The sequence below is a fragment of the Bradyrhizobium jicamae genome (genome assembly GCF_001440395.1).
Lineage (GTDB): Bacteria > Pseudomonadota > Alphaproteobacteria > Rhizobiales > Xanthobacteraceae > Bradyrhizobium > Bradyrhizobium jicamae.
The window spans coordinates 116,849-142,794 of the sequence record NZ_LLXZ01000064.1 but is presented as its reverse complement, the minus strand read 5'-3'; the positions used below and the strand labels follow the sequence as shown (position 1 = coordinate 142,794).

Genomic DNA, 25,946 nt, shown 5'->3' with positions numbered 1-25,946 from the left:
CACTAATCGCAACGTCGGGAGGAACAAGGATGTCTAGCAAGAACATACTGCGCCGGGGGTTGTCCGGTGTCGCGGCTGCGGGCGCCATCATGGCGGCGGCAATTGTGTCCACGCCAACGATGGCCCAGCAGCCAGAACAGTATTTCCCGGTGGCAAGCATGCGCGTCGGTCCCTACAACGCCATGGGCACCGGTATTTTCGGCGGGGTTATCGACTATCTGAATTACGTCAACATCAAGCACGGCGGCGTGAACGGCGTGAAGCTCGTCTACGAAGAGTGCGAGACGGAATACAACGCGGCCCGCAGCGTCGAATGTTACCAGCGCCTTCTGAACAGAGGCGATCAGAAGATGCTGCTGTGGGATCCCTACGGCACGCCGCTGGCCTACGCGGTGATCGGCCGCGTGGCAGCCGACAACGTGGTGCTGGCGCAGGCCGGTTACGGCCGTACCGACGCCGCCGACGGTCGCGTCTGGCCGTGGGTGTTCGGCGCGACCGCCAATTACTGGTCGCAGATCGCCATGAAGCTGAACTTCATCCAGCAGAAGGAAGGCGGCATCGACAAGATGAAGGGCAAGACGATCGTCCACCTTCACATCGATACCGCTTACGGCCGCGAGCCTTTGCCGGCGATGCGCCAGATCGCGAAAGACTGGGGCGTCAACCTGATTGAAATCCCGATTGCTCCTCCGGGCCTGGAACAGCAGTCGCAATGGCTGCAGATCCGCCAGGCGAAGGCCGACTGGGTTACGTTCTGGGGCGCGGGCGCCGGCATGAGCGGCACGGCCATCACGAGTGCGGCGCGCGTCGGCTTCCCGCGCAACAAGATCATCTTCGTCACCTTCGGCGGCGCCGAAGAAGACATGATCGCCGGCGGCGCGCAGGCGAAGGACACCCATGTTGTCGCGATGGTCTTGCCGGGCAAGCAGTTCCCGCTGATCGCCGACATCGAGAAGGTCCTGTACAGCGGAGGTGCAGGTAAGGGCAATATGCAGAATCCGGCCCGCGTCGGTACGATCTACTACAATCGCGGGGTCATCGCGGCGGTCAACTACGTCGAGGCGCTGCGTAATGCGCAAAGGATACATAACAAGGTAGGCAAGCCGGTCACCGGTGCGGAATTCCGCGACGGCTACGAAGCGCTCGATTACACTAGCGAGGCGAGGCGCAAGGAGCTCGGCATCGACGGCATGATTCCGCCGTACAAGCTGACCTGCCGCAACCACGAGGGTGCCGGCACCTTCCACATGATGCAGTGGGACGGCAACAAGTTCCAGATCGTGAGCAAGGATTGGCTGGGAGCAAACGATCCGAAGTTTATTCGCCAGCTGATCGAGGATTCCGCGGAAAAGTACGCCAAGGAAAACAACATCACTTTGCGCGACTGCCCGAACTGATCGGCTGAACAAGGCGTCGGGTGGGAGGGCCGTGCCCTTCCACCCTCCAACTCTGCGAAGTCTTACCGAGGTAAATCGCCATGAACGTCGCCGTGAAATCGGCTGCCGATCGTCCCGCCGCCACCGGCGCCGGCCCGATTCTGGCCGTGAAGAACATCGAGGTGATCTACGACCACGTGATCCTCGTGCTGCGCGGCGTGTCGCTCGAGGTTCCGCAAGGTGGGATCGTCGCTCTGCTCGGCGGCAACGGCGCCGGCAAGAGTACGACGCTGAAATCTATCTCGACATTGCTTGCTTCCGAGCGCGGGGCAGTGACCAAGGGCTCGATCGAGTTCCGCGGCGAGCGTACCGACCAGCTAACCCCCGGCGATCTCGTCGGCATGGGGATGGTGCAGGTGATGGAAGGGCGACACTGCTTCGGCCATCTCACCGTCGAGGAGAACCTGATCACCGGCGCCTATACGCGGCCCATCAGGGGCGCGGAACTGCGCGACGCGCTGGACAAGGTCTACGCCTATTTCCCACGCCTGAAGGTGCGACGGAGCAGCCTGGCAGGCTACACGTCAGGCGGCGAACAGCAGATGACGGCGATCGGCCGCGCCATGATGGCGAAGCCGAACATGCTGCTGCTGGACGAGCCGTCGATGGGCCTCGCCCCGCAGATCGTGGCGGAGATTTTTGAGATCGTCCGCGACCTCAACCAGAAGGAGGGCGTCAGCATCCTGCTGGCCGAGCAGAACACCAACGTGGCCCTGAAATACGCCGACTACGGCTACATCCTGGAAAGCGGCCGCATCATGATGGACGGGCCGGCCAAGGCCTTGGCGGACAACAAGGACGTCAAGGAGTTCTATCTCGGGATGTCTTCCGAAGGCCGCAAGAGCTTTCGCGACATCAAGTCGTACCGGCGGCGGAAGAGGTGGGTTTGAGGGATCGCTTGCTTGGCAGAAAGGACGCTGAGCCGCCGGGGACCTGATGGTCCCGCCACGAAAACGAGCAGGTGGCACTGCGCAAGTTCATCATGTGCTGCAAAGGCCGTGATCAAGCGCGGTCTGGATATTTCGGCCGGTACGCTCGATATGGGCACGCAAAATGGCGCTGGCTTCGCGAACGCGTCGCTTGATGACGGCGTCGGCGATGGCGGCGTGTTCCTCCGCCACGTTCCGGTCCGGGGTATGCGTTTTCAGGAAGATGCGACGATACCGATCACTCTGGTCGTGCAGCGTAGCGCAAAATTGCTGCAGCAGCGGCATGCGGCATGCGGCAATCAACTCGGCATGGAACGCACGGTGGGCGAGCTCCCATACCTCTTGCTCTTCGATCGAGGAACGCGCACTGCGCTTGCAGCGGTTGAGCTGATGCAGCGCAGCCAGGATCCGACCTTCCCACGCGATGTCGCCGTGCTGTATTGCTTCCCTTAGCGCCATGCCCTCAAGCTCGACGCGAAGCCGGATAACTTCCGCCAGGTTTTCTGCTGATACCGGCGTTACCCGATAGCCGCGTTGATCGACGATGGTGACGAGGCCGTCGTTCTCGAGCCGGCACAATGCCTCGCGCAACGGGCTCAGGCTGACGCCGAAGCTCGCGCGCATGCGGTCGAGGTTAAGCCTGGTGCCAGGCATCAGGTCGCCGCGCATAATTGCGTTGCGCAGTCGGCCAACGAGCGTGGACGACAGCGTTGCGGAGCTCGGAGCCTCGGCCGTTCTGTCCGTCATGGTGTATCCTGTCGGTCTGCGTCATGTTCAGTCGATCGGGGGAAAGCCGTACAGCGCGGCGGGGTTGTCGACCAGCACTTGCCGCTGCATATGCACGTCCGGGAGCCACAGCGGAATCAAATCAACGATATCACCGTCGTTCGGCATCGGCACCGGGCAGATCGGGTGCGGCCAATTGCTTCCCCAGATCACCCGGTCGGGTCGGTGGGCGACCACGCTGGCAATCATCGGCAGCATGTCCGGATGGGGATAGGGATCGGCGGACAGCCGATAAAGGCTCGCAAGCTTGACCCAGCAGCGGCCGGTGTCGAGCAGCCGCATCAATGTGTTGAACGCCGGCGAAGCGACGCCATCGCGACCGTCGATACGGGCGAGATGATCGAGCATGAAGTGACTGCGTAGCGCGTGCAGCCGGGGCGCGAGTTCGACCAGTTCGGTGGCCTTGTTGAAATGCAGCACCAGATGCCAACCGAGGTCAAAAGTCTCGCTGGCGAGCCCTTCCAGGTGGTCGAACGATGCGCCACCGCTGACCACGGTCGACATTCGGCAGCCGCGCATGCCACGGCGGTGCATCTCCTCAAGATCGGTGTGTGGCAGACCGGATGGGATCACAGCGACGCCGCGCAGCGTGTCGGGGGCACGGTCGAGTGCCGCCAACGTGACGCGATTGTCGGTGCCGTGGGCGCCGCCATGCACGATAACAGCGCGGTCGATGCCAAGAGCCGCACGCAGCAGCTCGAGATCCTCGAACGTGCAGTCCTCGGGCGTGTAACTGCGCTGCGGGCTGAAGGGATAATCCGCCTGAGGACCAAACACATGCACGTGGCAGTCGCAGGCCCCGCGCGGGGCAGCAAAGGCTGGGCGCTTGGGACGGCGGTCGGGACCAGGGCATGGATGGGTCGGACGAGCGGAGGTGGTCATCGTTCGGCGTTTCCGGGGCCGGGGGCGCCCGACGATTTGACGCCGAGGCCCGGAGGTGTCAAGAATAATCTATGATTCAAAAATAATCGATGATTGGGGGCGCCAATGTTCGGGCCATTGTTGTTGCGGGCGGTGCTGGGCCTGGTCTTGGGCCTGGTCTTGGCGACGCAATTGAATTCGCCAGCTGTGGCGGCGTCGTATCCGGACAAGTCAGTTCGTATCGTCGTGCCGTTTCCAGCCGGCGGGTCCAATGACGTAATCGCGCGATTGCTTGGCGCCAAACTCGGCGAACTGTGGGGCCAGACTGTCATCGTCGAAAACCGGTCCGGGGCCGGGGGCAATATTGGCGCAGAAGCCGTTGCACGCTCGGCGCCTGACGGCGCCACGATTCTGCTCACGGCACCGGGTCCGCTTGCGATCAACCAGGCCCTCTATGCCAAATTGTCCTTCGACCCGGAGAAGGATTTCGTGCCGGTGGCGCTGATCGCTTCGGTTCCGATCGTTCTTGCCGTTCATCCCGATGTAAAGGCGAAGACGGTCGGCGAGTTGGTCGCGCTCGCCAAGGCGTCGCCCGGCAGACTGAACTTCGGTTCGTCGGGTAACGGTTCGACCAATCACCTCGCCGGCGAGTTGTTCAAGGCGCGCGCCGGTATCAACATCGTACACGTCCCATACCGCGGGGCGGCGCCTGCCATGAATGATCTGATCGCCGGGCAGATTCCGATGATGTTCGACAACATGCCGGCCATACGGCCGCAGGTGCTCGGCGGCACCATCCGGGCACTTGCTGTTGCGGGGGCTGCACGCTCGCCGCTGTTTCCGGACGTACCCACCATGGTCGAGGCCGGCGTTGCCGATTTCGAGGCGTCATCCTGGTTCGGAATGGTGGCGCCCGCCGGCACGCCGCCGGAGGTGCTCACCGCTCTCACCGCGTCGATCGGCAAAGTGTTGCAGGATCCGGATGTGGTGAAGAAGCTTGCAGAAATTGGTGCCGAGCCTGGAACGCTGTCGGGTGCTGCGTTCGGCGCGTTTCTCCGATCCGAGACCGGGAAATGGGGCAAGGTGGCGACGAGTGCCGGGGTCAAGCTCGAATAGCGGCAACATACACCGTCACGAAACTACGTTCCACACAGGGCTGCGAAACACCGCATGAGCAAGCTGCCATCTACGCTTGATGATCTCGAGCGCCGCTATCGTGACATGATCGGGCTGGTCCCGCCAAAGGTCGCCAAGCGGCTGAAACTCGGACTTCAGGTCGATCCTGCCATCGTTACCGCACTCGAAGACTGGCGTGTTGCGGCGCTTACTCCGCAGGCGCTCGACCAAAAGACGGTGCAGTTGATGTCGTTCGCCATCCTGTTGGTGCAGACCTCGGACGCGGCTGCGAACCATGCCCGCGCGGCCATCAAGGCGGGTGCCACGCTGCAGGAATTACACGCCTCCGCGGCGATCGCTGCGCTGTTTCGCGGCGTCGGGGCCTTCAATCTTGCAGGCGAGATTCTCAGCGCGCAGTTTCCAGATGGCGGCGAGTGAGAAAGGCTGGCTGGGGAACCTGGATTCCCAACCACACTGCCGCGCATTCCTAACAGGCTGATCAGCCTATCTTTTTTCCGGCAGGCGATCGGTTTGCGACGCTAATTTGGACCAGCGACTCACCGCGAGTTGACACTGGTGGCGAGGGGCTTGGCGCGGTCCCGTGATAATCGCCGATCAGGGCCGTTCGCTAGGTGTGGTTACCTGCCGTGGAACTGCGGTCGGCGCTTGGCAACGAAGGCAGCGATTCCTTCCTGCGCATCTTGTGTGCTGCTGGCGGCCACAATGGAATCCTTCTCAGCGGCGAGTTGGTCAGACAGGCCAGTTTCGAAGGACTGTCTCAGCATGCGGCGTACCGCGCCAAAGGCACGTGTGGGACCTGCGGCCAGTTTGACGGCGAGGCCGACCGCCTCAGTCTCGACTTCATCATCAGGCGCGAGGCGCGAGACCAATCCGAACGCGAGCGCCTCTTGCGCCGTGAGGCGACGGTTGAGCAGGAAGAGTTCTTGCGCGCGCCGCATCCCGACCATCCGGGGCAGGAACCAGGCATTGCCGCCATCGGCCGTCAGGCCCAGCGCGCCATAACCTAGCGCGAACCGCGCATCGTCGGCTGCCACGACGATGTCGGCAACGTAGAGCAGCCCCAATCCGCCGCCACCGGCGCCGCCGCGTACCGCGGCGATCACGGGTGCATCGATGCTGGTAAGCCGGTCAATCGCAAGGTGATAGCTGTCGATCATGCGGCGCAGCCGGTTCGGCAGTCGCTCGCGCGCTGTTCCCGCGAACAGGCCAAGGTCGCCTCCGACCGTGAAGTTCGGCCCGTTGCCGGCGATCAGGACGGCGCGGACATCTGATCTCTCGGCAATCTGGGTCGCGGCTTCGGCAAGATCGTCGGCCATATCCGCGTCGATTGCGTTGCCCTTGTCGGGGCGATTTAGCCGCAAGGTCGCGACATGGTCTCTGATATCAAGCAGCACGGTTCGAAGCGGACCGGCTGCGTCATGCCAGCGTGCGGTGTCGGTATATTGCTCCAGCGACTTGATGCGTCCCTGGTCGATTGCGATCAGGTGGGCAAAGGCGGCGTCCAGCACGGCGCCGCCTTGTTTGCCTCGCCCGCGATAACGGCCCTTCACCAGCAGGCGCCCGTCTTTGAGATCGAGGAATTCTTCCGGCTCGGCGAGCGCGTCGAAATGCCGGGCGATCGCGCCCCAGCCGTTGCGGCGCATCGCAGTAGGGCCGTCGTGTTCGCCGCCGATGCCGAACGGCATCCCCTCGGCGGTGCGACCGAAGAATTCCGGGTGCAGCAATGCGTCGAGCTGCGCACGGTCGCCGGCAGCAAGCGCAACGTACAGCGCGCGGGCGAGATTAGCATGGGTGTGGCTTTCCATCCAAAACTCCCTTCAAACCCGTTGTTTTCAACGGCATGCGAACTGACGCGGAAAATACGCTTGAAGCTGTCAAACGCCGGTGCTATTATTAGAACGGTCAGTCGGATTATTTTTAACCGAAGCCGTGGGGCTCCGCAAGAGAGCCCGGCAGCCGTGTGGGATCCAATGGGAGATGCAGCGATGAACGTCGTGCCGCGCGCGTCGCAATGGGGTGAATTGATCCGGCCGGACCGCGTCCATGGTTCGCTCTACAGCGACCCAGCTATCTTCGAAGCCGAACTGCAGAACATCTGGTATCGCACCTGGGTCTATGTTGGGCACGAAAGCGAGGTACCGAATGCCAACGATTACGTCGTCAAGTCCATCGGCCCGCAATCGGTCATCATGACCCGCGACGAGCAGGGCAAGGTCAACCTCCTGCTCAATCGCTGTTCGCATCGCGGCAATCAGGTCTGCTCCTACGACAGGGGCAACGCGCGCTCCTTCACGTGCCCGTTCCATTCCTGGACCTTCGCCAATGATGGCCGCCTCGTCGGTTACGCCTTCCCCGACGGCTATGAAGGCCAGGACAAGTCAAAGCTGGCGCTGGGCCAGGTGACGCGGGTGCAATCCTATCGCGGCTTCGTATTCGGCTCATTCGCCGCCGATGGTCCGACCCTCGAAGAACATCTCGGCGGCGCGACTGAGACGATCGACCGCCTCGTTCGCTTCTCGCCGGAAGGCGAGGTCGAGATCACTGCGGGTTTTCTCAAGCACCGCGTCAAGGCGAACTGGAAATTCATCCTGGAGAACGAGTGCGACGGTTATCACCCAGCGTTCGTGCATTCCTCGATCTTTGGTGTCGCCGACAGTGCGATCGGCAAGCTCTATGGTGGCGCATCCACGGCAGTGACCCGCGATTATGGCAACGGCCACACCGAGATCGACTTGCGGCCCGAGTTCCGCAAGCGCGACGCGCCGATGAGTTGGTTCGGCACCACGGAAGCCCGGCTGTCGGACTACACCACGCGGATGAAGGCCGCCTATGGCGACCAGGCCGCACGGGAGATCATGATCGACGGCTCGCCGCACGTGATGATCTTTCCGAACCTGTTCATCGCCGAGATCCAGATGTTCGTGATTCAGCCGCTCGCAGTCGACGACAGCGTGCAGCACGTCACGGCGCTGCAGTTCAAGGGAGCGCCCGATATGAACCGTCGCCTGCGCCAGCAGACTATGGGCTCGGTCGGCCCGGCGGGCTTGCTGCTTGCCGACGATTCCGAAATGTACGAGCGTTGCCATCGCGGTGTGCTGGCGCGCAGTCCCGAATGGATCTATCTCGGTCGCGGCGAGAAGCGCGAGCGGCACGACGATCTCGGCTTCAAGGTCGGCCACGTCACCGACGAGGTCCCGTCGCGCGGCATATGGAGCCATTACCGGCGCCTGATGGAGGCCGTGTGATGCTGTCGCGCGAGAGCAGCGCCACGTTGATGAGCGCGGTAACGGCATTCATCTACAAAGAGGCACGTCTTCAGGACGAACACGCCTATGAGGCCTGGGAGGCGCTCTGGACCGACGACGGCGTCTATTGGGTGCCGGCCAATGGCGACAACATCGATCCCGAAAAGGAAATGTCGATCATATACGACAACCGGTCGCGGATTTCGCTGCGGATCAAGCAGTTGCTGACCGGCAAGCGTCATACCCAGACGCCGCAATCGCGGCTGCGGCGGTTGGTCTCCAACATCGAACTCATGGACGAGCAGCCGGACGGCGACATCTCGGTCGCCAGCAACAGCCTTGTATTCGAATCGAGCCTGCGTGACGACACGATCTGGGCCGCCCGCAACGAGTATCGCCTGCGCCATGTCGATGGCGAGTTGCGGATGGCCTACAAGAAGGTGATGTTGGTCAACAACGAGAAAGCGCTCTTTACGCTCTCATTCCTTATCTAGCCGGACCATGGTGGAAGGTTTGCGATGATTGACAAGGGACCCGTTCTGCTCGACATCGCCGATGGCATCGCGAGGCTGCGCCTCAACCGCCCTGATGCGGCCAACGGAATGAGCGCCGAACTGTTGAGCGCGCTTTGCGACGCCATCATGGTTTGCCATGGTCACCCGGCTTTGCGCGTGCTGCTTCTAAGCGGCGAGGGGACGAATTTTTGCGCCGGTGGCGACGTGCGTACCTTCGCTTCCAAGGGCGAAAAGCTGCCTGATTACATCAGGCAGGCCACAGCCTATCTGCAGAACGCGGTGACAGGATTGCTGCGGCTGGAAGCACCCGTGATCACCTCGGTTCAGGGCTTTGCTGCCGGCGGCGGCGGCTTCGGCCTCGTTTGCGCCTCCGATATCGTCATCGCCGCGGAATCTGCAAAATTCCTGGCGGGCGCAACCCGGGTTGCCATGGCACCGGATGCGGGCGTCTCGGTCACCCTGTCCCGGCTGGTCGGCCTGCGCCGGGCGATGTCGATCCTGCTGACCAACCCGGTGATATCGGCGCCTGAGGCGCTGGATCTGGGCATCGTCACCAAGGTGGTGCCGGATGCCGAACTGGCCGACGCATCGCTGGCGATGGCGTGCGAACTGGCAGCCGGTGCACCCAAGGCGCTCGCAGCGACCAAGCGGCTGGTGTGGGCGGGGACCGGCACCAGCATCGAGCAATGCCTGTCGGAGGAGGCGCGTACGGTGTCCGAATTGTCGGGAATGGCCGATGCGCGGGAAGGGCTCGCCGCCGTGATCGAGCGGCGCAAGCCCGTCTTTACAGGACGTTAGTACGTGGCGGCCGCCGCTACGCGTGAGTTCGGGCGGCTCGATGGCCGCCGCGCCTTCGTCTCGGGCGGTGCAAATGGCATTGGCGCGGCGATCGTGCGCAGCTTTGCGGGTGCCGGTGCGCAGGTCGTGATCGGTGATCTCGATCTGGCGGCGGCTGCGAGTCTGGCCGGCCAGGTCGAGGCGATAGCGGTATATCTCGATGTCGGTGATACCGGCATGGTGCAGACGGTCATCTCGCAACACGGACCGTTCGATATCGTCGTCAACAATGCTGGTGTCGACCAGCATGCGTTCTTTACCGATACGACGCCGGAGGATTGGACAAGACTGCTCGCGGTCAATCTGGTTTCGACCTTTGCTTGCACCCAGGCGGGATTGCCGGCGATGCAGGCATCCGGGTTCGGACGCATCATCAACATCACCTCGGAAGCCGCGCGGTTGGGTTCCAAGGGGGGCGCTGTCTATTCCGCCGCCAAGGGCGGCGTTATCGCCTTTACCAAGAGCATTGCGCGCGAAAACGCGCGCTTCGGCATTACGGCCAACGCCATCGCGCCGGGGCCAATCCGGACGCCGATGCTGGAAGCGGCGGTAGCCCGGGGCGGCGACAAGATCTTGCGCGCGATGACCGATGCCACTCTGCTGCGCCGGCTCGGCGAACCCGAAGAGATCGCCGCGGCCGTATTGTTTCTGGCTTCCGATCAGGCGGCCTATATCACCGGCGAAACGATTGGCGTGTCGGGCGGTATGGGAATTGGCGGCTGACATGGCGCGCGCAGGCGAAGACATCGCGACGGCGCCGATCGATCTTGCGATCGCGCGCATTCGCGCGATCTATCGCGGCTGGAACCGCGATACCACTGTGACCCAGATGCGCAGCGATTGGGATTCGGCCTTTGGCGGCACGACCGTACCCGTGACGTGCGAACGGGTCTCGGCCGATGCCGTCGCCGGGGAGTGGATATCGCCGGCCCATCCGCCGCCGGACAAGGCCGTACTCTATTTCCACGGCGGCGGCTTTCGCATCGGTTCAGTGTCTTCGCACCGCGACCTGATTGCGCGGATCGCCCTTGCCAGCGGTTGCCGCGTGCTGGGGATCAACTACCGGCTGGCGCCGGAACATCGTTTTCCGGCGGCGTTGGATGATGCGCTCGCCGCCTACGACTCGATGCTGCGTCAAGGACTGAAGCCCACCAATATCGCCTTTGCTGGGGATTCTGCCGGCGGCAACCTCGCGCTTGCTGCGATGCTGGCCTTGCGCGAACGAGGGCTTGAGTTGCCCGTATCGGCCGCGTTGATGTCGCCGTGGGCCGATCTGGCCGCGACCGGTGTGAGCTACGTCGACCGCGCCGATGCGGATCCGATCCACCAGCGCCCGATGATCCTGGCATTGGCCAAAAATTATCTGGGCGAGCAGGGCGATCCGAGACAGCCGCTGGCGTCGCCGCTCTATGCCGATCTCGGGGGATTGCCGCCGCTACTGATTCAGGTCGGCGACCGTGAAATCGTGCGAGACGATTCCGTGGTGCTGGCCGACAAGGCGCGCGCCGCCGGTGTTGAGGTCGATCTCCAGGTCTGGGACGGCATGATCCACGTCTTTCAGATGTTCGCAGAGATTCCCGACGCGCATCAAGCCATCGCATCAATCGCCGGATTTCTCAGCCGGCATCTCCATCTCAAGGGCGAGAAGGCATCATCATGAACGTTAAGCCCACCGATCCCCGCGTTCAGTCCGATAGCGAATTCCACTTCTCGGAGCAGCCGCGGCTTTCCGAGGAGTTGCGGATGCTGCGCGAGCAGGTTCGCCGTTTCGTCGAAAAGGAAGTAGCGCCGTATGGCGAGCAGTGGGAGCGCGACGGCAAGATTCCGCGCGAAATCTACCGCCGCATGGGCGCGCTCGGCTTTCTCGGCATGCGCCACGAGGTCGAATATGGCGGCACCGACATGGGGCCGCTGGCGTCGATGGTGTGGGCGGAGGAACTCGGGCGTTCGACATTCGGCGGCTTCACCTCGTCGGTTCTGGTTCATACCGACATGTCGGCGGTTCATATTACGCTGCGGGGTACACCCGAGCAAAAGCGAACGTATCTTCCGGCGATTATCCGCGGCGAGACGATCTGTTCGATCGCGGTGACCGAGCCCGATGCGGGCTCCGACGTCGCCGGGCTGAAGACGCGCGCGCGCCGCGACGGCGATTCCTGGCTGATCAACGGCTCGAAAATGTTCATCACCAATGCTGTCTATGGCGACATCCTGATCGTGGCCGCCCGCACCGATCCGGCGGCCAAGGGAAGCCGCGGCATCTCGTTGTTCATTGTCGAGCGCACCACGCCGGGCATCTCCGTGACAAAACTCGACAAGCACGGCTGGCTTTGCTCGGACACCGCCGAGATTGCCTTCCAGGATGTTCGCATTCCCGCGGAAAACCTGCTGGGCGAGGAGAACCGCGGCTTCTACGGGATCATGGAAACCTTCGAGAACGAGAGGATCTGCATCGGCGGCATCTGCGCCGGCGAGTCGGCCAAGGCGATCGAACTCACCACCAATTACGTGAAGAGCCGCCAGGCATTTGGTGGACCGTTGTGGAATCAGCAGGCGGTGCGGCTGAAACTTGCGTCGCTCGCGACGAAAGCGGCGGCCGCCCGGGCGCTGGCCTATCATGCGGCGGAACTGGTAGAGGCTGGAAAGCCTTGTCCCCGCGAAGTCTCGATGGTGAAGGCGCTATCGCCCGAGGTTCTGCATGAGGTCGTACACGGCTGCCTGCAGCTGCACGGCGGCACCGGCTTCATGCGCGGCACGCCGATCGAGCGGATGGTGCGCGATGCGCGGGTGCTGACCATCGGCGGCGGAGCCACCGAGGTCATGCTGGAGGAAGTCGCGAAAAGGATGTGAGGGCGTGCCGGCACGTCGCGTGCCGGCAAGCTTCTCAGCTTGCTCAGTTCACCGGCTTGAAGCTCAGCGTCGAGAAGTCCGACTGCATGATTTGCAGCTTCTGGTTCGAGAAGCGCACACCAGTGCCGAAGTTGATCGGCGCCATGATGCCGGTTTCCACGTTCTTGGTCTTCTCCAACTCAGCGATGGTACAGACCCAGGTCGGCTGCTTGCCGCAGCGCTCGATCGCAGAGATCAGCACCTTGGCTGCCGCATAGCCGGTCATCGAATAGCGATTAATGCCTTTCATCTCGGCCTCGGAAAGCAGTCCCTTTGCCTTTTCAAGGAACGCCTTGCCGGCGGGTCCCGCAAATGGCTCGACATAGTCGACCGCGTAGAGGCCGTCTCCCGCCGGACCCATCAGCTTCAGCACCGGCTCGACGCGGCCGGGCCAGAAGATGCCAACCACAGGCTTGATGTTGAGCTTTTCCAGTTCCTTCATCATGGCGATGTTCTCGCCGATGATGCCGCCGGCCAGAAACACTTCGGCACCGGACTCCTTGAGTTGCAGCATGTCGGACGAGAAATCCTGCTGGCCCTTCTTGTAGTTGCCGCTGTAGACCACGTTGAGTTTCTTGGCCTTGACGACCGTATCGAAACCATCGCGCACGGTGATGCCGTAATCGTCGTCCTGCGTGATCAGGCCCCACTTCTTGCCGGGATTCTTGTCGGCGAGATAGTTGACAAGGTGGATGATGCCCTCCTCGTAGGATTGTCCGACGACGAAGACGTTCTTTCGCGGCGGCTCCCATAGGAACTTGACCGGTGCGACGTCGATGACGGTGGGGATGCCGGCCTTTTCCAGCACTGGCATCACGGCAATGGACTGCCCCGAGCCAGAGATTCCGAGCATGGCAAATGCCTTGTCGACGTCGATTACCTTCTTGACGCCCTGGATGGTGCGGGCTGTGACGTAACCGTCGTCTTCCAGCACATACTTGATCTTGCGGCCATTGATGCCGCCGGCATTGTTGGCTTCCGCAATCGCAATCTTGTGGCCGATGGAGGCGGCAACGCCGAGCAGTGCCGGCGGACCGGTCAAGGGCTCGACATCGCCGATCACGATCTCGGTGTCGGTAATGCCCTGATCGGCTGCCAGTGCAGCACCGGTCGCAAGATGCGCACTCGCGAGCAGCAGCGACGCCGTCGCCAGATATTTCATCATGTGTTTCCTCCTCTTGTTTTGTTCTGATTAGTAACGCAGCGGCCAATTCACCCACATTCTCCGGATATCGTGCCAGGCCCCGACCAGACCGCGCGGCTGGAAGCGCAGGAACAGGATGATGACGAGGCCGTAGAGCATGCTCTTGAGTTCTTGCGCACCGGTCGTGAACATCGCGTCCATCTGCGCGCTGAACAGGCTGAAGACCATTCGCGTCGCTTCCGGCAGCAGGACGATCAGGATGGTGCCGAGCACCGCGCCGAGCGCCGAGCCGAGCCCGCCGACGATCAGGATCGCCAGCGCCTCGATGGAGAGCAGGAACGGAAAGCCCTCGACGCTGACGAAGGACAAATAGATGCCGTACAGCGCGCCGGACAATCCAGTGATGAAGGCCGAGGTGACAAAGGCGAACAGCTTGTAGGCGTGCAGGTTGATGCCCATGACCCGGGCGGCGGTGTCGTTGTCGCGGATCGCGACGAAGGCGCGGCCGACCCGGCTGCGACGAATGTTGAGCGTGGCGAATAGAGCCAGGACGGCAAAGCCGAGGCAGAGGTAGGTGAAGGCCGCATCGCCGTCGAAGCTGATCCCGAAAATCTCCGGCCGCTGCACCGAGATGCCGCGGGCGCCATTGGTCAGCCAGCGCGCCTCCAGGATCAGAGTGTTGATGATGAACGAGAATGCCAGCGTCGTGATCGCGAGATAGAGGCCCTTCAGCCGCAGGGACGGCGCGCCGACGACCAGGCTTGCAAGCGCGGGAACGACGCCAGCGCCGAGGAACCCGATCAGCGGGTGCATCTGATATTTGGAGACCAGGATGGCGTAGGCATAGGCGCCCGTGACGAGAAAGCCGACATGCCCCAGCGAAATGAGACCGGTGTAGCCGGTCAGGATGTTCAGTCCGAGCGCGCCCACGACCGTGATCAGGATGATCATCAGGAAGGAAAGCGCATAGGAGTTCAGGACATGGGGCGCGACGATCAGCGCGGCCACCAGCACAACGGACCACAGCCATATCGGCGGTGAGTCGATCAGGGTAACGAGTTCGCCGTAAGTTTGCTTGAAATCGCCGGTGCGCATCGTCAAACCCTTTCGATGTCGCGTTCGCCGAAGATGCCGAACGGGCGGATCATCAGCACCACGATGATCATCACAAAGCCGGCGACCTCCTTCATGCCGGAGCCGATATAGCCGCCCGCCAGATTTTCGGTAATGCCGATCAGGAGCCCGCCGAGGCCTGAACCAAGAACGGCGTCGAGGCCGCCAAGGATCGTGGCCGGAAACGCCTTCAGCCCGAGCTGGAACATGGCCGGCGACAGGTCGTATGACAGCGCAAAGAACACGCCACCGATACCGGCGATGACCGACGATGCGGCCCATGCCAGCGCGTGTACCCTGGTGGCACTGATTCCCATGAGGAGGGCGGTGCGGTCGTCGGCGGCGACGGCGCGCATCGCGACGCCGACCTTGCTGTAGCGAAAGAATGCCCAGATCGCCGCCAGCAGTACCAGAAGCGTGACGATGACGGCGATTTGCCCGGTGCGCACGCCGATGGTGCCGATCCGGACGATCGTCCGGCCAAAGCCGACATCGAGGCCATGCGGATAAGCGTCCCAGATAAAATTGATTGACGAGCGCAGGATCACGGCAAGCCCAATGGTGACCATGACGGTCGCAAACACCGGCTCACCCAGCATCGGCCGCATCACCACGCGCTCGATCACCAGGCCGAGCACGACGGCTGCAATGATGGCACCGATGGCCACGATGAATACGTTGCCGCTGACCGTGGTCGATATGGTCCAGGCAATATAGGCCGTGATCATGGTCATCTCGCCCTGCGCGAAGTTGACTAGACCCGTGGACTTGTAGATTACGGCAAAGCCCATCGCGATCAGGCCGTAGATGGCGCCGATCGCCAGGCCGGAGATCAGTAGCTGAGTGAAATACTGCATCAGCCCTCCGATTGGTAAATGATGGCGAGTTCGCGCGCGAATTTCTTCTCGATCAGTGCGCGGCGGACCTTCTGCGTAGCGGTCAATTCACCGTCGTCGTGATCGAGTTCCTTTTCAAGAATGGCGAAGCGGCGGATGTTCTCTACGCGGGCGAAGCGCTTGTTGGTCTCGTTGACGATGCGTTCGACCAGTTCATGTACCTCGGCAAGTTGCGAAAGCGACTTGTAGTTGGTGTAGGGCAGTGCCTTGTCGCGGGCCCAGCGGCCGACATTGTCGAAGTCCACCTGGATGATGGCGCCAAGATACTTCTTGGCCTCGCCGACCACGATCGCCTCCTTGATGAACTCACTGTCCTTCAACGCATTCTCGATCTCAGAGGGGGCGATGTTCTTGCCGCCCGCGGTGATGATGATCGCCTTCTTGCGGTCGACCACCGTGATCTCGCCATTGTCCAAGACCTCGACGATATCGCCGGTACGCAGCCAGCCGCCCGGTTCCAGTGTTGCGCTCGAGGCCTTCTCGTCGAGGAAGTAGCCCTTGAAGACGCCGGGGTTGCGCAACAGGATCTCGCCGTCGCTATCCAGCTTCCATTCGGTGTGGATCAGGGGCAGCCCGCAGCCGCCGAGCCGGTGGTGGCTCTCGGTCTGGATGAACGCGACGCCGCCGCTTTCGGTCAGTCCATAGCCCTGCGACACCGGGCGGCCGACGATGTCGAAGAATCGCAGCGTCTCCGGTGAAATTGAAGCGCCCGCGCACAGGCGATGACGGCTGCGGGCGAAGCCGAGATGGCGCTGGATATTGCGGAACAGCAGCACGTAGAGCAGAGTATAGCTCAAATGGTCATGCCACGTGATCGTTCTCGTTTGGCGACGGTCCGACAGTTTGCGGCCCCAGGCCATGCAGGCTTTGACGAAGCGCTGGCGCAGTTGCCCGCTCTCGCCGAGCCGGAACAGAAATCCCTGCTGCAGCTTTTCGTAAATACGGGGGACGCCGACAAAGAACGTGGGCGCAATCTCACGAATGTTGAGCGCGACGGTGTCGATCGATTCGGCAAAGCTGACGGCGCCACCGAGCACGAGATGCGTCACCTCGCCATAGCAGCGCTCGGCAACATGGCACAGCGGCAGGTAGCTCACGGCCTCGAACGGCTTGTCTGATATCCCGACCGCTTCGGCGTAGATATAGGCGGCGTAGACCAGATTTCGATGCGTCAGCATTGCGCCCTTGGGCGGACCGGTCGTGCCCGAAGTGTAGACCAGGATCGAGACGTCGTCGGGCGAGGCCTGCGAAATCAGGCGATCGAGGGTCGCATTGGCGTCGGGGTTTTCGGCGGCATAGCTCTTACCGAGCTGGCAAAGCTTCTCGAACGACAGCAGTTGCGACTGTCGATACTGGCGCAGACCCTTCATGTCGACGCAGACGATGGCTTCGAGCGCGGGCAGGCCGTCATTGTTGGCGAGCGCGTCCAGCACCTTGTCGGTCTGTTCCTGGTCGCCGGTGACGACGACGCGCGCACCGGAGTGGCGGACGATATATTGAAGTTCGACCCAGGGATTGGTCGGGTAGATGCCGACCGCCACCGCGCCGATCATCTGGATACCGAGATCGGCATAAAACCATTCAGGCGTGTTCTCGCCAGCAATGGCGACCCGGTCGCCGGGCTTGAGGCCGAGCGAGAGCAGGCCAAGTGCTACCGAGCGCGCCGTCTCGTAGTAATGGCGCCAGGAATAGGGATTCCAGATGCCGTATTCTTTTTCGCGTAGCGCAAGCGCATCGCCATGCATGGCCGCGCGTTGGCGCAGCAATTGGGGGATGGTGATTGCGGCGGCCTTCAGCGCGGTTCGCAGCGACTCGGCGTCGGTCACGGATGCGGCCCGCGCCTGACTCGACTGGATCGGCGGGTGCTCGGTGCGGAATGCATCGATGGCCGACATCATGCCTCCACCCGTGCCGCTTCCGCGCGGTGGCCGCCGAGATAGGCTTCCGTCACGGCCGGATCGCGGCGCACCTCGGCGGGTGTGCCTTCAGCGATCTTGCGGCCGAAATTCAGGACATGAACACGGTCGGAGATATCCATCACGATCCGCATCTCGTGCTCGATCATCAGCACGGTGATGCCGAGCTCGTCGCGGATATCCAGGACAAAGCGGGCGATATCCTCGGTCTCCTCCTGATTCATGCCCGACACCATTTCATCGAGCAGCAGCAGTTTCGGTTCGCACGCGAGTGCCCGCCCCAGTTCCACGCGCTTTTGCTGGCCGTAGGACAGCGTGCCCACGACGGCGTCACGGATGTGCTCGATTTCGAGGAATTCGATGATGTGTTCGACACGCTGCCGCGCCGCGATTTCCTCGCTCCGGGTGCGGCCGAAGAAGATCACGGCATCAAGGACGTTGGAGCGCAGATGGGTGTGCCGGCCGGTCAGGATGTTCTCGACCACGGTGCCGTGCTTGAACAGCGCCAGATTTTGAAACGTCCGGCCAATCCCGATGGCGGCAAAGCGCGAGGGGGAAACAGCCGCAAGGTCGGTACCGTCGAATGTCATCCGGCCGCCGCTGGGGCGCAGCACGCCCGAAATCATGTTGAACAACGTGGTCTTGCCGGCGCCATTCGGACCGATCACGCTGCAGATTTCGCCTTGCGTAACGGCGAGGCTGACATCGACGACGGCCTGCAGGCCGCCAAATCGCTTGCTGAGGTTTTCGACCGTAAGGAGCCTGGTCACGACAGCCACCGTTTGCGGCGCTTGTAGTGTTTGACATCGCGCAGGCTCTTTCGCCCCGCATGGGATACGCCGAGATAGAATTCCTGCACATCCTCGTTGGCAGCGAGTTTCTTCGCGGTGCCGTCGAGGACCACGCGACCAGTCTCCAGGATGTAGCCGTAGTCGGCGATGTCGAGCGCGCGCTGCGCGTTCTGTTCGACGAGCAGTACCGTCATTTTCATTTCGTCGCGCAGCCTGGCGATTACCTCATAGATGCGGTCGATGATCAACGGGGCGAGGCCAAGGGACGGTTCGTCGAGCGCCAGCAGCACGGGATCGGTCATCAGGGCGCGGCCGATCGCCAGCATCTGCTGTTCGCCGCCGGACATGTAGCCGGCGACCTGGTCGCGGCGCTCGAACAGGCGGGGAAACAGCGCGAACACCGTTTCGCGGCGGTCGCGGGCTTCGGCCGCCGTTTTGGTGTAGCCGCCCATCTGCAGGTTTTCATCGATGGTCAGTGCCGGAAATACGCGGCGGCCCTCCGGCACCTGGACGATGCCGCGCCGCACCAGCTCGTCTGGCGCAAGCCGATGTACTTCCTCGTTTCGGAAGCTGATCGTGCCGCTCTCGACCACGCCCTCTTCGGTGTAGAGAATTCCCGACATCGCCTTCAGCAGCGTGGATTTGCCGGCGCCGTTGGAGCCGAGCAGGGCAACGATGCCGCCTTCGGGAACGGCGATGCTGACGTCGCGGATTGCCTCAATGGCGTTGTCATAGACGATGCGGATGTTGCGGAATTCGAGCAGGTGTTCCGGCGCGGGCATCGCGTGCGGTGCGGCGGATGATTTCGGGGTCCGGATCGTCGTCGGCATCGCGCTCAGACCCGGCTTGCCTGCGGCACCGGCGACCGCGCGGCGAGGATGGCATCGGTCACGATTTTCGCCGTCTCCGCGCAGGCCTGCGTGCCGCCATTGCCATACTGCTTGACCGCGTCGCCGACGCACCAAAGGCCTTCGATGCCGGTCTCGCGCGGCAGGTCGTATCCAGCGCAACTGCGTTGCGCCGGCCAATCATCGCGCATAACGCGGATGGAGAGGATTTTGGCCTGATCGAAATTGCTGAATTGTTCGCGGAGGTCCGCGAGCGCGAGCGCGATCTCGGCGTCGGAGTCGAATTCGCCGAGTGCCGGGACCGGGACGGCATAGGCGACGTAAAGATGCCAGTCGGGCGGCGCGAGCTCGGGGCAGGTGGCTGAGAGGTTCGCCATGTTGCAGAGCCTGCGCGTCCTGCCGAAGGTCACGATCCCCGGATGGTTCACCAGCGGCTCCCGGCTGGCCACATTGACGACGATGTTGGCGGCCGGACGAAGATCATTCCTGACCTTTGCCACATAATCGGCAGGGAAAGCGGTTTCGCCGGCGAGCGCGACCGTTGCCTTCGGCCCGGCATTGCTGACGATTAGATCGGTGTCGATCCGCGCCGGCTTACCGTCCCGCAGCAGGGTCACGCCGCTCACGCGCCCGTTTGTCGTGTGGATTTCGGTAGCCGGTGTGCCGAGCCAGACGTCGCCGTTGCGCCTGACCGCGGTCGCGAGGCTGTTCCAAACACCGATCGTCCCTTCCGGGCAGAAGCCGAACTTCTTGAAGGCGCCCTTGCTGGTGAAATAAGTGAGGAAGGCGCGGGCAGGCAGCTCGGCCGCGTTGCAGGCGAAGATCGCTGCGCAGAGATTTCGGAAGAGTGCATGAACGGTGGCGTTGCTGGTGTAGCCCTTCAACCAGTCCTCGGTGGATTGCCGGCCGTCGGGCAGGTTGCCTGAGCGTGCGTCGGCGAATTTCTCCAGGATGCGGGAGGCCTGCTTGGTCAGTTGTCCAAGCAGGAGCGACCAGCCTCCGCGACCGACGTCGATCAGCCTGCCGTCGATAAAGAAGGAGCTCGCGGGCTCGGGCGCACGGATATTGAGCGGCACACCGACGGTGTGGAACGTCTCCTCGAACACGCCCCCGAACTCGATCGCTATCGCGCCGATATTGACCTTGAAGCCGTCGATCTCCTCGGTAGATGCGCGGCCGCCCAGCCGGTCGTGGTCGTCGACCAGGACCGTGTAGAGCCCGGCGTGAGCGAGCCGCGCCGCAGCACATAGCCCGCCGGCGCCAGCTCCGATTACGACGGCATCGACCTTTCGACTGTTCACGAACAACCTCCCTCGATGCCGCCGGGTTGGTCCCGCGTGCGTGATCTGCTTGCCAGTTGGCTAGAGGATATTATAATCCGACCGGCCGTTCAAATTATTTTTTGATCCAGATCAAATTTGGACCGGCGGCTCGAACGGTTCTGGTGGAAAGGACTGTCCGCGAACGGCGCGCTTCGCACGCGCCGGTAGTATAGAGAGTCGGGAGTCGCCGGATCCGGTGACAGCGCAGCATTGCATGAGAGGCACGGCATGGCGCGAACGCGCTCAGAGAATTACGATGACATTCAGCGCGGAATCCTGTCCGCGGCGTGCGGCCTGTTCGCCAAGCAGGGCTACATGCGCGCCTCGATCGCCGACCTTGCGGAAGCCTGCAAGCTCTCGCGCGGCGCGCTGTATCACTACTTCGTTTCCAAGGAAGCCATTCTGTTCGCTATCCTCGACCAGCATGTGCGGCAGATGATCGCAGACGTGGAGGCGGCCATCGCAGAACACACCTCGACGCTCGATCAATTCCGCGCAGCGATCCGTGCCATTGTCGATCTCAATGCGCGTTCGCCGCAGGAACAGCGCCTGATCCTCAACGACCTGACCTTCCTTGGCGAAGATGACCAGCAGACGATCAAATCGCTGGAGCGGCGGATCGTAGATCTGATTACTGGCCTCATTCTTCAGCTCGACAGCAAGGGAAAGATCGTCAAGCGAACCAAGAAGGTCTACACGATGATGCTTTTCGGCACGCTCAACTTCAGCCACACTTGGTACGATCCCAAAGGGGGAATAGGACCTGCCGAATTTGCCGACATGGTCGTCGATCAGTTCCTGTACGGAATCGCAAGCCCCGTGGTGTCAAGGCACCTTGCGACCGGCGCCTCCGCACGCACCTAAGTCCTAGCTGACGCGCCGTGTCTGGTTTTCCCAGAACGGTCGGCGCAGCTCGCGCTTGAGGATCTTGCCGGCACCGGAAAGCGGCAGCGGTGTCGATGTAATGTCGACGCTGCGCGGGCATTTGTACCCGGCGATCAGCGTCTTGCTGAATTCCATCAGCTCGTCGGCTGTCGCGCCGGCGCCGCCTTTCAGCACGACGACGGCGTGAACCTGCTCGCCCCAGCGCTCGCTCGGAATGCCGATCACAGCGCATTGCGCCACGGCGGGGTGCTGCGCCAGCGCGTTCTCGACCTCTGCGGAATAGACGTTCTCGCCGCCGGAGATGATCATGTCCTTGACCCGGTCGACCACGTAGACAAAGCCGTCTTCGTCCATATAGCCGCCATCGCCGGTGTGCATCCAGCCGTCGATCACGGCGCGTGCAGTCTCTTCCGGACGCTCCCAGTAGCCCATCATGACCACATCGCCGCGCACGGCGATCTCGCCGACGGTGCCTGACGGGACAATTTTGTCGCCGGCATCGACGATCTTGACCTCACAGCCGAAGGCGGCGCGTCCGGCGCCGCGATGCCGGCCCTTGGCGCGGCCGTCGCCGATATGCTCCTTCCAATGCAGCAACGTTGCGATCGGCGACAGCTCGGTCATGCCGTAGGCCTGGGTGAACTCGACATGCGGCAGGGCCTTCATGGCGCGCATCAGCACAGCGTCACTGATCACCGAGGCGCCGTAGGCAATCCGCTTCAAAGACGACAGGTCGTAATTTGCCGAGCGTCGGATGATCGACGAACATCTGGATCATGGTCGGCACCAGCAGCACGTCGGTCACGCGTTCTTTTTGGATCGCGGTCGCGACGCCGTCGGGTGTAAAACCCTGGATCACAACATTGGAGCCTCCCGACAGCAGCACCGAATACATCGCAGCCCCGTTGGCGAGGTGAAACATCGGGGCCGCATGCAGATAGATCGTCGTGCTCGGCCACAGGCCTTCGCCGAGCGCGTTCAGCGCATTGGCCATCAGGTTGCCATGGCTCAGCATCACGCCCTTGGAACGGCCGGTGGTGCCGCCGGTGTAGAAAATGCCGGCGAGATCGTCGCGCTTGCGCATGGCGTCCGCGATGGGCTGGTTCTGCGTGATCAACGCTTCGTAGTTCTCCATGCCGGTGGGCGTTTCGCCGTCATCGGCATAGACCAGTTTCAGGCCGGGGATGGCCTTCGCGAGCGTGGCGCCGACCGGTGCAAATGCCTTGTCGACGAACAGGATTTCCGCGCGGCAGTCGCGCATTGCGTCCTCGTTCTCCAGCGGGCTCCAGCGGATGTTCAGCGGCACGATGACGGCGCCGGCCCAGCCGACCGCGAGATAGAGCTCGAGGTAGCGGTCGGAGTTCATTGACAGCACCGCCACGCGATCGCCATCCTTGGAGCCGAGTCCACGGATCGCGGCGGCGAGGCGAGCGACGCGGTCGCCGACCTCGCGCCAGTTGCGTCGCCGTTCACCGCAGACGATCGCGAGTCCGTTTGGATTGACCTGCAGCGCGCGGCGCAGTCCGTGCGTGATGTTCATCTCGATCCTCCCTGGATGTCTTGATCTTGCCGGGCGGCTTGTCCGCCTTCTTGCGCGTCGATGTCGTGGCAATGCCTGCGGTGAGGCGGATTGCGAACTCTTCGGCGATGGCTTCCGCCGTCATCGGTCCGCCCGGCTGGAACCAGTGGCCGATCCAGTTCAGCGAACCCGCAATCGCAAACGCCGACAGCTTTGGATCGCACGGCTTGATCGTGCCGTCGGCGATGCCCTCGGCGATATAGTCGCGGAAGGCGCGATCGATCTTCCTCTTGGCGGTGTTGACGACCCTGCGATTGTGCTCGGTGAGATCGCGGACGTCGAAGCGGACCAGGCTCTTGCCGTAGTCGGTGGTCATCACCTCGGCGTAGCTGACGATCAGCTTCCGCAGCTTGGCGAGCCCCGTACCGCCGCCGGCTGCGATCTCGTTGATGCAATCGTCGACGCGTTCATTGCCGATCGCCCAGCATTCGAACAGGATCTCGTCCTTGCCGCCGAAGTAATTGTAGAGCGCGGGCTTGGTGATGTTGAGCCGATCGGCGACGTCGTTGAGCGTGGTGCGATGATAGCCCTGCTCGAGGAAGAGCTGCACGGCCGTGCGCAACACCGCCTCGCGCTTCTCGTCGCGGGCGCGGCGCCGGCTTTCGAATGGCAGCCACGGGGACTGACGGCTGGAAGAGGGGGAGCGGGCGTCCATGTCTTGAAGCTTTATGTCGTGAAGCTTTGCCGCGTTGACTCGTAACACCACATATATTACCCATAGGTAATAAATAGTCCAGCGGGTAATTTTCGGGAGGAGACGATGACGTCACGCGCCTATGTTGCCGGGGTCGGGATGATCCCGTTCGTCAAGCCGGGCGCCAACGCGCCGTATCACGTGATGGGCGCGGAGGCGGCGAAGCTCGCGCTCGCCGATGCCGGTCTCGACTACGGCAAGGTGCAGCAGGCCTATGTCGGCTATGTCTACGGCGACTCCACCTGCGGCCAGCGCGCGCTCTATGGCGTCGGCATGACCGGGATCCCGATCGTCAACGTTAACAACAACTGCTCGACCGGTTCGACCGCGCTGTTCCTGGCGCGGCAAGCGATCGAGTCGGGTGCCGCCGATTGCGTGATGGCGCTCGGCTTCGAGCAGATGAAGCCCGGCGCGCTTGGCGCCGTCTTCACCGATCGCCCCAGCGCATTCGACGATTTCGACGCGGCCGCCGACAAGCTGGTCGAAGCGCCCGGCGTGCCACTCGCGCTGCGTTATTTCGGCGGCGCGGGCCTCAGCCACATGAAGAAGCATGGCACGCCGCTCTCGGCCTTTGCCAAGGTGCGCGCGAAGGCCAGCCGCCACGCAAAAAACAATCCGTTGGCGCTGTTCAGGAAAGAAGTCACGGCCGATGACGTCATGAACGACCAGGTGATCTGGCCGGGCGTGATGACCCGGCTGATGGCGTGCCCGCCGACCTGCGGCGGCGCGGGTGCGATCCTGGTTTCGGAGAAATTCGCCGACCAGCACGGCCTCAACAAGAACGTCCGCATCGCGGCGCAGGCCATGACGACGGATACCGCTTCGACCTTCGGTGCCGGCGACATGATGCAGGTCGTCGGCTATGACATGGCGCGCGACGCCGCGAGGAAGGTCTATGAGGCCGCCGGCATCGGCCCGGAAGATCTCGACGTCGTCGAACTGCACGACTGCTTCGCCCATAACGAACTGATCACCTATGAAGGCCTTGGCCTGTGCGGAGAGGGCGACGCGGCGCGCTTCATCGATGACGGCGACAACACCTATGGCGGCCGGATCGTGACCAATCCGTCCGGCGGCCTGCTCTCCAAGGGCCATCCGCTCGGCGCCACCGGCCTGGCGCAGTGCTACGAGCTGACGCGACAGTTGCGCGGCACGGCGCAGGCGACCCAGGTCGAAGGCGCGCGGATCGGTCTGCAGCACAATCTCGGCCTCGGCGGCGCCTGCGTCGTCACGCTCTACGAACGCGCCTGAGGCCGCGATGGTCGATCAATCCGCCGTCGGGCGTGCCTTCACGCCGGTCACCGCACGCGTCGAGCCGGGGCGCCTGCGCTTCTTCCTCGATACGATCGGCGAGGCCAATCCGCTGTATCGCGACGAGAAGGCCGCGCAGGCGGCCGGAAATGCGGCGGCGGCAGTGCCGCCGACCTACCTATTCTGCCTGGAGATGATGGATGCCACCGAGCCCTTTGAATTCCTGAGGGCGCTCGACATCGATCTCGCCCGCGTGCTGCATGGTGAGCAGCGTTTTGACTACCGCGCACCCGTCGTGGTCGGCGACACCGTGACGTTCAAGCCGCGCGTGTCCAGCGTGACCGAGAAGAAGGGCGGGGCGATGACGTTGATCGTCGTCGAAACCGAGGTCACCAACCAGGACGGGGTTCACGTCGCCGACCTCTCGCGCACGGTCGTGGTACGCAATGCGAGGCCGTCATGAGCGTCGACCAGCCTTCGATCGGCGATCGCATCGTCCACAAGGAATTCCTGGCGATCACGCGCCACCGGCTGGCGCTCTATTGCGGCGCCTCCGGGGACCACAACCCGATCCATGTCGACCTTGATTTCGCAAGGCAGGCCGGATTTCCGGATGTGTTCTCGCACGGCATGCTCGTGATGGCCTATCTCGGCCAGGCGCTGACGGATGCCGTGGCGCCGTCGCGCGTCCGTTCGTTCTCGACCCGCTTCGTTGCCATCACGCAACTCGGCGCGGAGCTGACCTGCGAGGGTACGGTCGCCGAGGTTTTCGAGCAAGAAGGCGAGAAGCGCGCAAAGCTCGCGCTCACCACAAGAGACCAGAACGGCGAGATCAAGCTTGCCGGTGAAGCCATCATCGCGATCTAGGAGAG

At 62.9% G+C, this 25,946-nt stretch carries 25 protein-coding genes and 1 pseudogene; 14 read left to right on the top strand and 12 right to left on the bottom strand.

Going from position 1 to position 25,946, the window contains the following annotated elements:
• Positions 1 to 59: 59 nt before the first annotated feature.
• Together CQ12_RS10935 and CQ12_RS10930 are read left to right on the top strand one after the other, a co-directional pair.
• The gene (locus CQ12_RS10935; RefSeq protein ID WP_198164119.1) at positions 60 to 1,397 is read left to right on the top strand and encodes an ABC transporter substrate-binding protein; all 1,338 of its coding nucleotides are present in this window, start codon (positions 60 to 62) and stop codon (positions 1,395 to 1,397) included.
• 80 nt (positions 1,398 to 1,477) lie between these two features.
• The gene (locus CQ12_RS10930; RefSeq protein WP_057835307.1) at positions 1,478 to 2,326 is read left to right on the top strand and encodes an ABC transporter ATP-binding protein; all 849 of its coding nucleotides are present in this window, start codon (positions 1,478 to 1,480) and stop codon (positions 2,324 to 2,326) included.
• 90 nt (positions 2,327 to 2,416) lie between these two features.
• Here the strand turns inward: CQ12_RS10930 and CQ12_RS10925 are convergent, their stop codons facing one another.
• Entirely contained in the window at positions 2,417 to 3,112 is a 696-nt protein-coding gene (locus CQ12_RS10925) for a GntR family transcriptional regulator (protein ID WP_057835306.1), read from the bottom strand.
• A gap of 27 nt (positions 3,113 to 3,139) precedes the next feature.
• Positions 3,140 to 4,033: an amidohydrolase family protein gene (locus CQ12_RS10920; protein WP_063799716.1), complete on the bottom strand. Its 894-nt coding sequence runs from the start codon at positions 4,031 to 4,033 to the stop codon at positions 3,140 to 3,142.
• A 105-nt stretch (positions 4,034 to 4,138) separates the two neighbouring features.
• On the opposite strand from CQ12_RS10920, the gene CQ12_RS10915 reads away from it, so the two are divergent.
• Complete coding sequence (locus CQ12_RS10915; RefSeq protein WP_083519229.1) at positions 4,139 to 5,128, top strand: Bug family tripartite tricarboxylate transporter substrate binding protein; 990 nt, start codon at positions 4,139 to 4,141, stop codon at positions 5,126 to 5,128.
• 54 nt (positions 5,129 to 5,182) lie between these two features.
• Positions 5,183 to 5,566 carry a carboxymuconolactone decarboxylase family protein gene (locus CQ12_RS10910; RefSeq protein WP_057835304.1) on the top strand — a complete coding sequence of 128 codons (384 nt, stop codon included), beginning with the start codon at positions 5,183 to 5,185 and terminating at the stop codon, positions 5,564 to 5,566.
• A 200-nt stretch (positions 5,567 to 5,766) separates the two neighbouring features.
• Here the strand turns inward: CQ12_RS10910 and CQ12_RS10905 are convergent, their stop codons facing one another.
• The gene (locus CQ12_RS10905; RefSeq protein WP_057835303.1) at positions 5,767 to 6,954 is read right to left on the bottom strand and encodes an enoyl-CoA hydratase-related protein; all 1,188 of its coding nucleotides are present in this window, start codon (positions 6,952 to 6,954) and stop codon (positions 5,767 to 5,769) included.
• Positions 6,955 to 7,134: 180 nt separating this feature from the next.
• Here CQ12_RS10905 and CQ12_RS10900 point away from each other — a divergent pair, with 180 nt between their 5' ends.
• The 6 genes from CQ12_RS10900 to CQ12_RS10875 are packed head-to-tail and all read left to right on the top strand — an operon-like array spanning position 7,135 to position 12,596.
• On the top strand, positions 7,135 to 8,394 hold the full coding sequence (locus tag CQ12_RS10900) for an aromatic ring-hydroxylating oxygenase subunit alpha (protein ID WP_057835302.1): 1,260 nt from the start codon (positions 7,135 to 7,137) through the stop codon (positions 8,392 to 8,394).
• Positions 8,394 to 8,888, top strand: coding sequence for an aromatic-ring-hydroxylating dioxygenase subunit beta (locus CQ12_RS10895; RefSeq protein WP_057835301.1), 495 nt, complete (start codon positions 8,394 to 8,396; stop codon positions 8,886 to 8,888). The genes CQ12_RS10900 and CQ12_RS10895 overlap by 1 nt, the downstream gene beginning before the upstream one ends.
• Before the next feature lie 24 nt (positions 8,889 to 8,912).
• Complete coding sequence (locus tag CQ12_RS10890; RefSeq protein ID WP_057835300.1) at positions 8,913 to 9,707, top strand: enoyl-CoA hydratase/isomerase family protein; 795 nt, start codon at positions 8,913 to 8,915, stop codon at positions 9,705 to 9,707.
• A gap of 3 nt (positions 9,708 to 9,710) precedes the next feature.
• Complete coding sequence (locus tag CQ12_RS10885) at positions 9,711 to 10,469, top strand: SDR family NAD(P)-dependent oxidoreductase (protein WP_057835299.1); 759 nt, start codon at positions 9,711 to 9,713, stop codon at positions 10,467 to 10,469.
• 1 nt (position 10,470) lies between these two features.
• The gene (locus tag CQ12_RS10880) at positions 10,471 to 11,406 is read left to right on the top strand and encodes an alpha/beta hydrolase (RefSeq protein WP_057835298.1); all 936 of its coding nucleotides are present in this window, start codon (positions 10,471 to 10,473) and stop codon (positions 11,404 to 11,406) included.
• On the top strand, positions 11,403 to 12,596 hold the full coding sequence (locus tag CQ12_RS10875; RefSeq protein WP_083519228.1) for an acyl-CoA dehydrogenase family protein: 1,194 nt from the start codon (positions 11,403 to 11,405) through the stop codon (positions 12,594 to 12,596). Before CQ12_RS10880 ends, CQ12_RS10875 begins: the two co-directional genes overlap by 4 nt.
• A 43-nt stretch (positions 12,597 to 12,639) precedes the next feature.
• Here the strand turns inward: CQ12_RS10875 and CQ12_RS10870 are convergent, their stop codons facing one another.
• From CQ12_RS10870 to CQ12_RS10840, 7 genes are read right to left on the bottom strand one after another with little or no spacing between them, the layout of a single operon-like run.
• Positions 12,640 to 13,800 carry an ABC transporter substrate-binding protein gene (locus CQ12_RS10870; RefSeq protein ID WP_057835297.1) on the bottom strand — a complete coding sequence of 387 codons (1,161 nt, stop codon included), beginning with the start codon at positions 13,798 to 13,800 and terminating at the stop codon, positions 12,640 to 12,642.
• 27 nt (positions 13,801 to 13,827) lie between these two features.
• Positions 13,828 to 14,874 carry a branched-chain amino acid ABC transporter permease gene (locus CQ12_RS10865; protein ID WP_057835296.1) on the bottom strand — a complete coding sequence of 349 codons (1,047 nt, stop codon included), beginning with the start codon at positions 14,872 to 14,874 and terminating at the stop codon, positions 13,828 to 13,830.
• A gap of 2 nt (positions 14,875 to 14,876) precedes the next feature.
• On the bottom strand, positions 14,877 to 15,749 hold the full coding sequence (locus CQ12_RS10860; RefSeq protein ID WP_057835295.1) for a branched-chain amino acid ABC transporter permease: 873 nt from the start codon (positions 15,747 to 15,749) through the stop codon (positions 14,877 to 14,879).
• Positions 15,749 to 17,683, bottom strand: a complete 1,935-nt coding sequence (locus CQ12_RS10855; protein WP_057835294.1) for an AMP-dependent synthetase/ligase — start codon at positions 17,681 to 17,683, stop codon at positions 15,749 to 15,751. The genes CQ12_RS10860 and CQ12_RS10855 overlap by 1 nt, the downstream gene beginning before the upstream one ends.
• Entirely contained in the window at positions 17,683 to 18,474 is a 792-nt protein-coding gene (locus CQ12_RS10850; protein ID WP_057835337.1) for an ABC transporter ATP-binding protein, read from the bottom strand. Before CQ12_RS10850 ends, CQ12_RS10855 begins: the two co-directional genes overlap by 1 nt.
• Positions 18,471 to 19,325 carry an ABC transporter ATP-binding protein gene (locus CQ12_RS10845; RefSeq protein ID WP_057835293.1) on the bottom strand — a complete coding sequence of 285 codons (855 nt, stop codon included), beginning with the start codon at positions 19,323 to 19,325 and terminating at the stop codon, positions 18,471 to 18,473. Before CQ12_RS10845 ends, CQ12_RS10850 begins: the two co-directional genes overlap by 4 nt.
• 5 nt (positions 19,326 to 19,330) lie before the next feature.
• Positions 19,331 to 20,644, bottom strand: a complete 1,314-nt coding sequence (locus tag CQ12_RS10840) for a phytoene desaturase family protein (RefSeq protein ID WP_245309848.1) — start codon at positions 20,642 to 20,644, stop codon at positions 19,331 to 19,333.
• Positions 20,645 to 20,893: 249 nt separating this feature from the next.
• On the opposite strand from CQ12_RS10840, the gene CQ12_RS10835 reads away from it, so the two are divergent.
• Positions 20,894 to 21,529: a TetR/AcrR family transcriptional regulator gene (locus tag CQ12_RS10835; protein WP_057835291.1), complete on the top strand. Its 636-nt coding sequence runs from the start codon at positions 20,894 to 20,896 to the stop codon at positions 21,527 to 21,529.
• Positions 21,530 to 21,532: 3 nt separating this feature from the next.
• Here the strand turns inward: CQ12_RS10835 and CQ12_RS47415 are convergent.
• Both CQ12_RS47415 and CQ12_RS10825 read right to left on the bottom strand, forming a co-directional pair.
• Positions 21,533 to 23,090 (bottom strand): annotated as a pseudogene (locus CQ12_RS47415) (acyl-CoA synthetase).
• A complete protein-coding gene (locus CQ12_RS10825) occupies positions 23,020 to 23,784 on the bottom strand; it encodes a TetR/AcrR family transcriptional regulator (protein WP_057835290.1) in 765 nt (254 codons plus the stop codon). The pseudogene CQ12_RS47415 and the gene CQ12_RS10825 overlap by 71 nt, the downstream one beginning before the upstream one ends.
• Positions 23,785 to 23,889: 105 nt before the next feature.
• Here CQ12_RS10825 and CQ12_RS10820 point away from each other — a divergent pair, with 105 nt between their 5' ends.
• Genes CQ12_RS10820 through CQ12_RS10810 form a run of 3 tightly spaced genes read left to right on the top strand, consistent with a single transcriptional unit; the run spans position 23,890 to position 25,941 of the window.
• Positions 23,890 to 25,074: a lipid-transfer protein gene (locus tag CQ12_RS10820; RefSeq protein ID WP_057835289.1), complete on the top strand. Its 1,185-nt coding sequence runs from the start codon at positions 23,890 to 23,892 to the stop codon at positions 25,072 to 25,074.
• Between the two features lie 7 nt (positions 25,075 to 25,081).
• Positions 25,082 to 25,537 carry a MaoC family dehydratase N-terminal domain-containing protein gene (locus CQ12_RS10815; RefSeq protein WP_057835288.1) on the top strand — a complete coding sequence of 152 codons (456 nt, stop codon included), beginning with the start codon at positions 25,082 to 25,084 and terminating at the stop codon, positions 25,535 to 25,537.
• The gene (locus CQ12_RS10810) at positions 25,534 to 25,941 is read left to right on the top strand and encodes a MaoC family dehydratase (RefSeq protein ID WP_057835287.1); all 408 of its coding nucleotides are present in this window, start codon (positions 25,534 to 25,536) and stop codon (positions 25,939 to 25,941) included. The genes CQ12_RS10815 and CQ12_RS10810 overlap by 4 nt, the downstream gene beginning before the upstream one ends.
• Positions 25,942 to 25,946 lie beyond the last annotated feature (5 nt).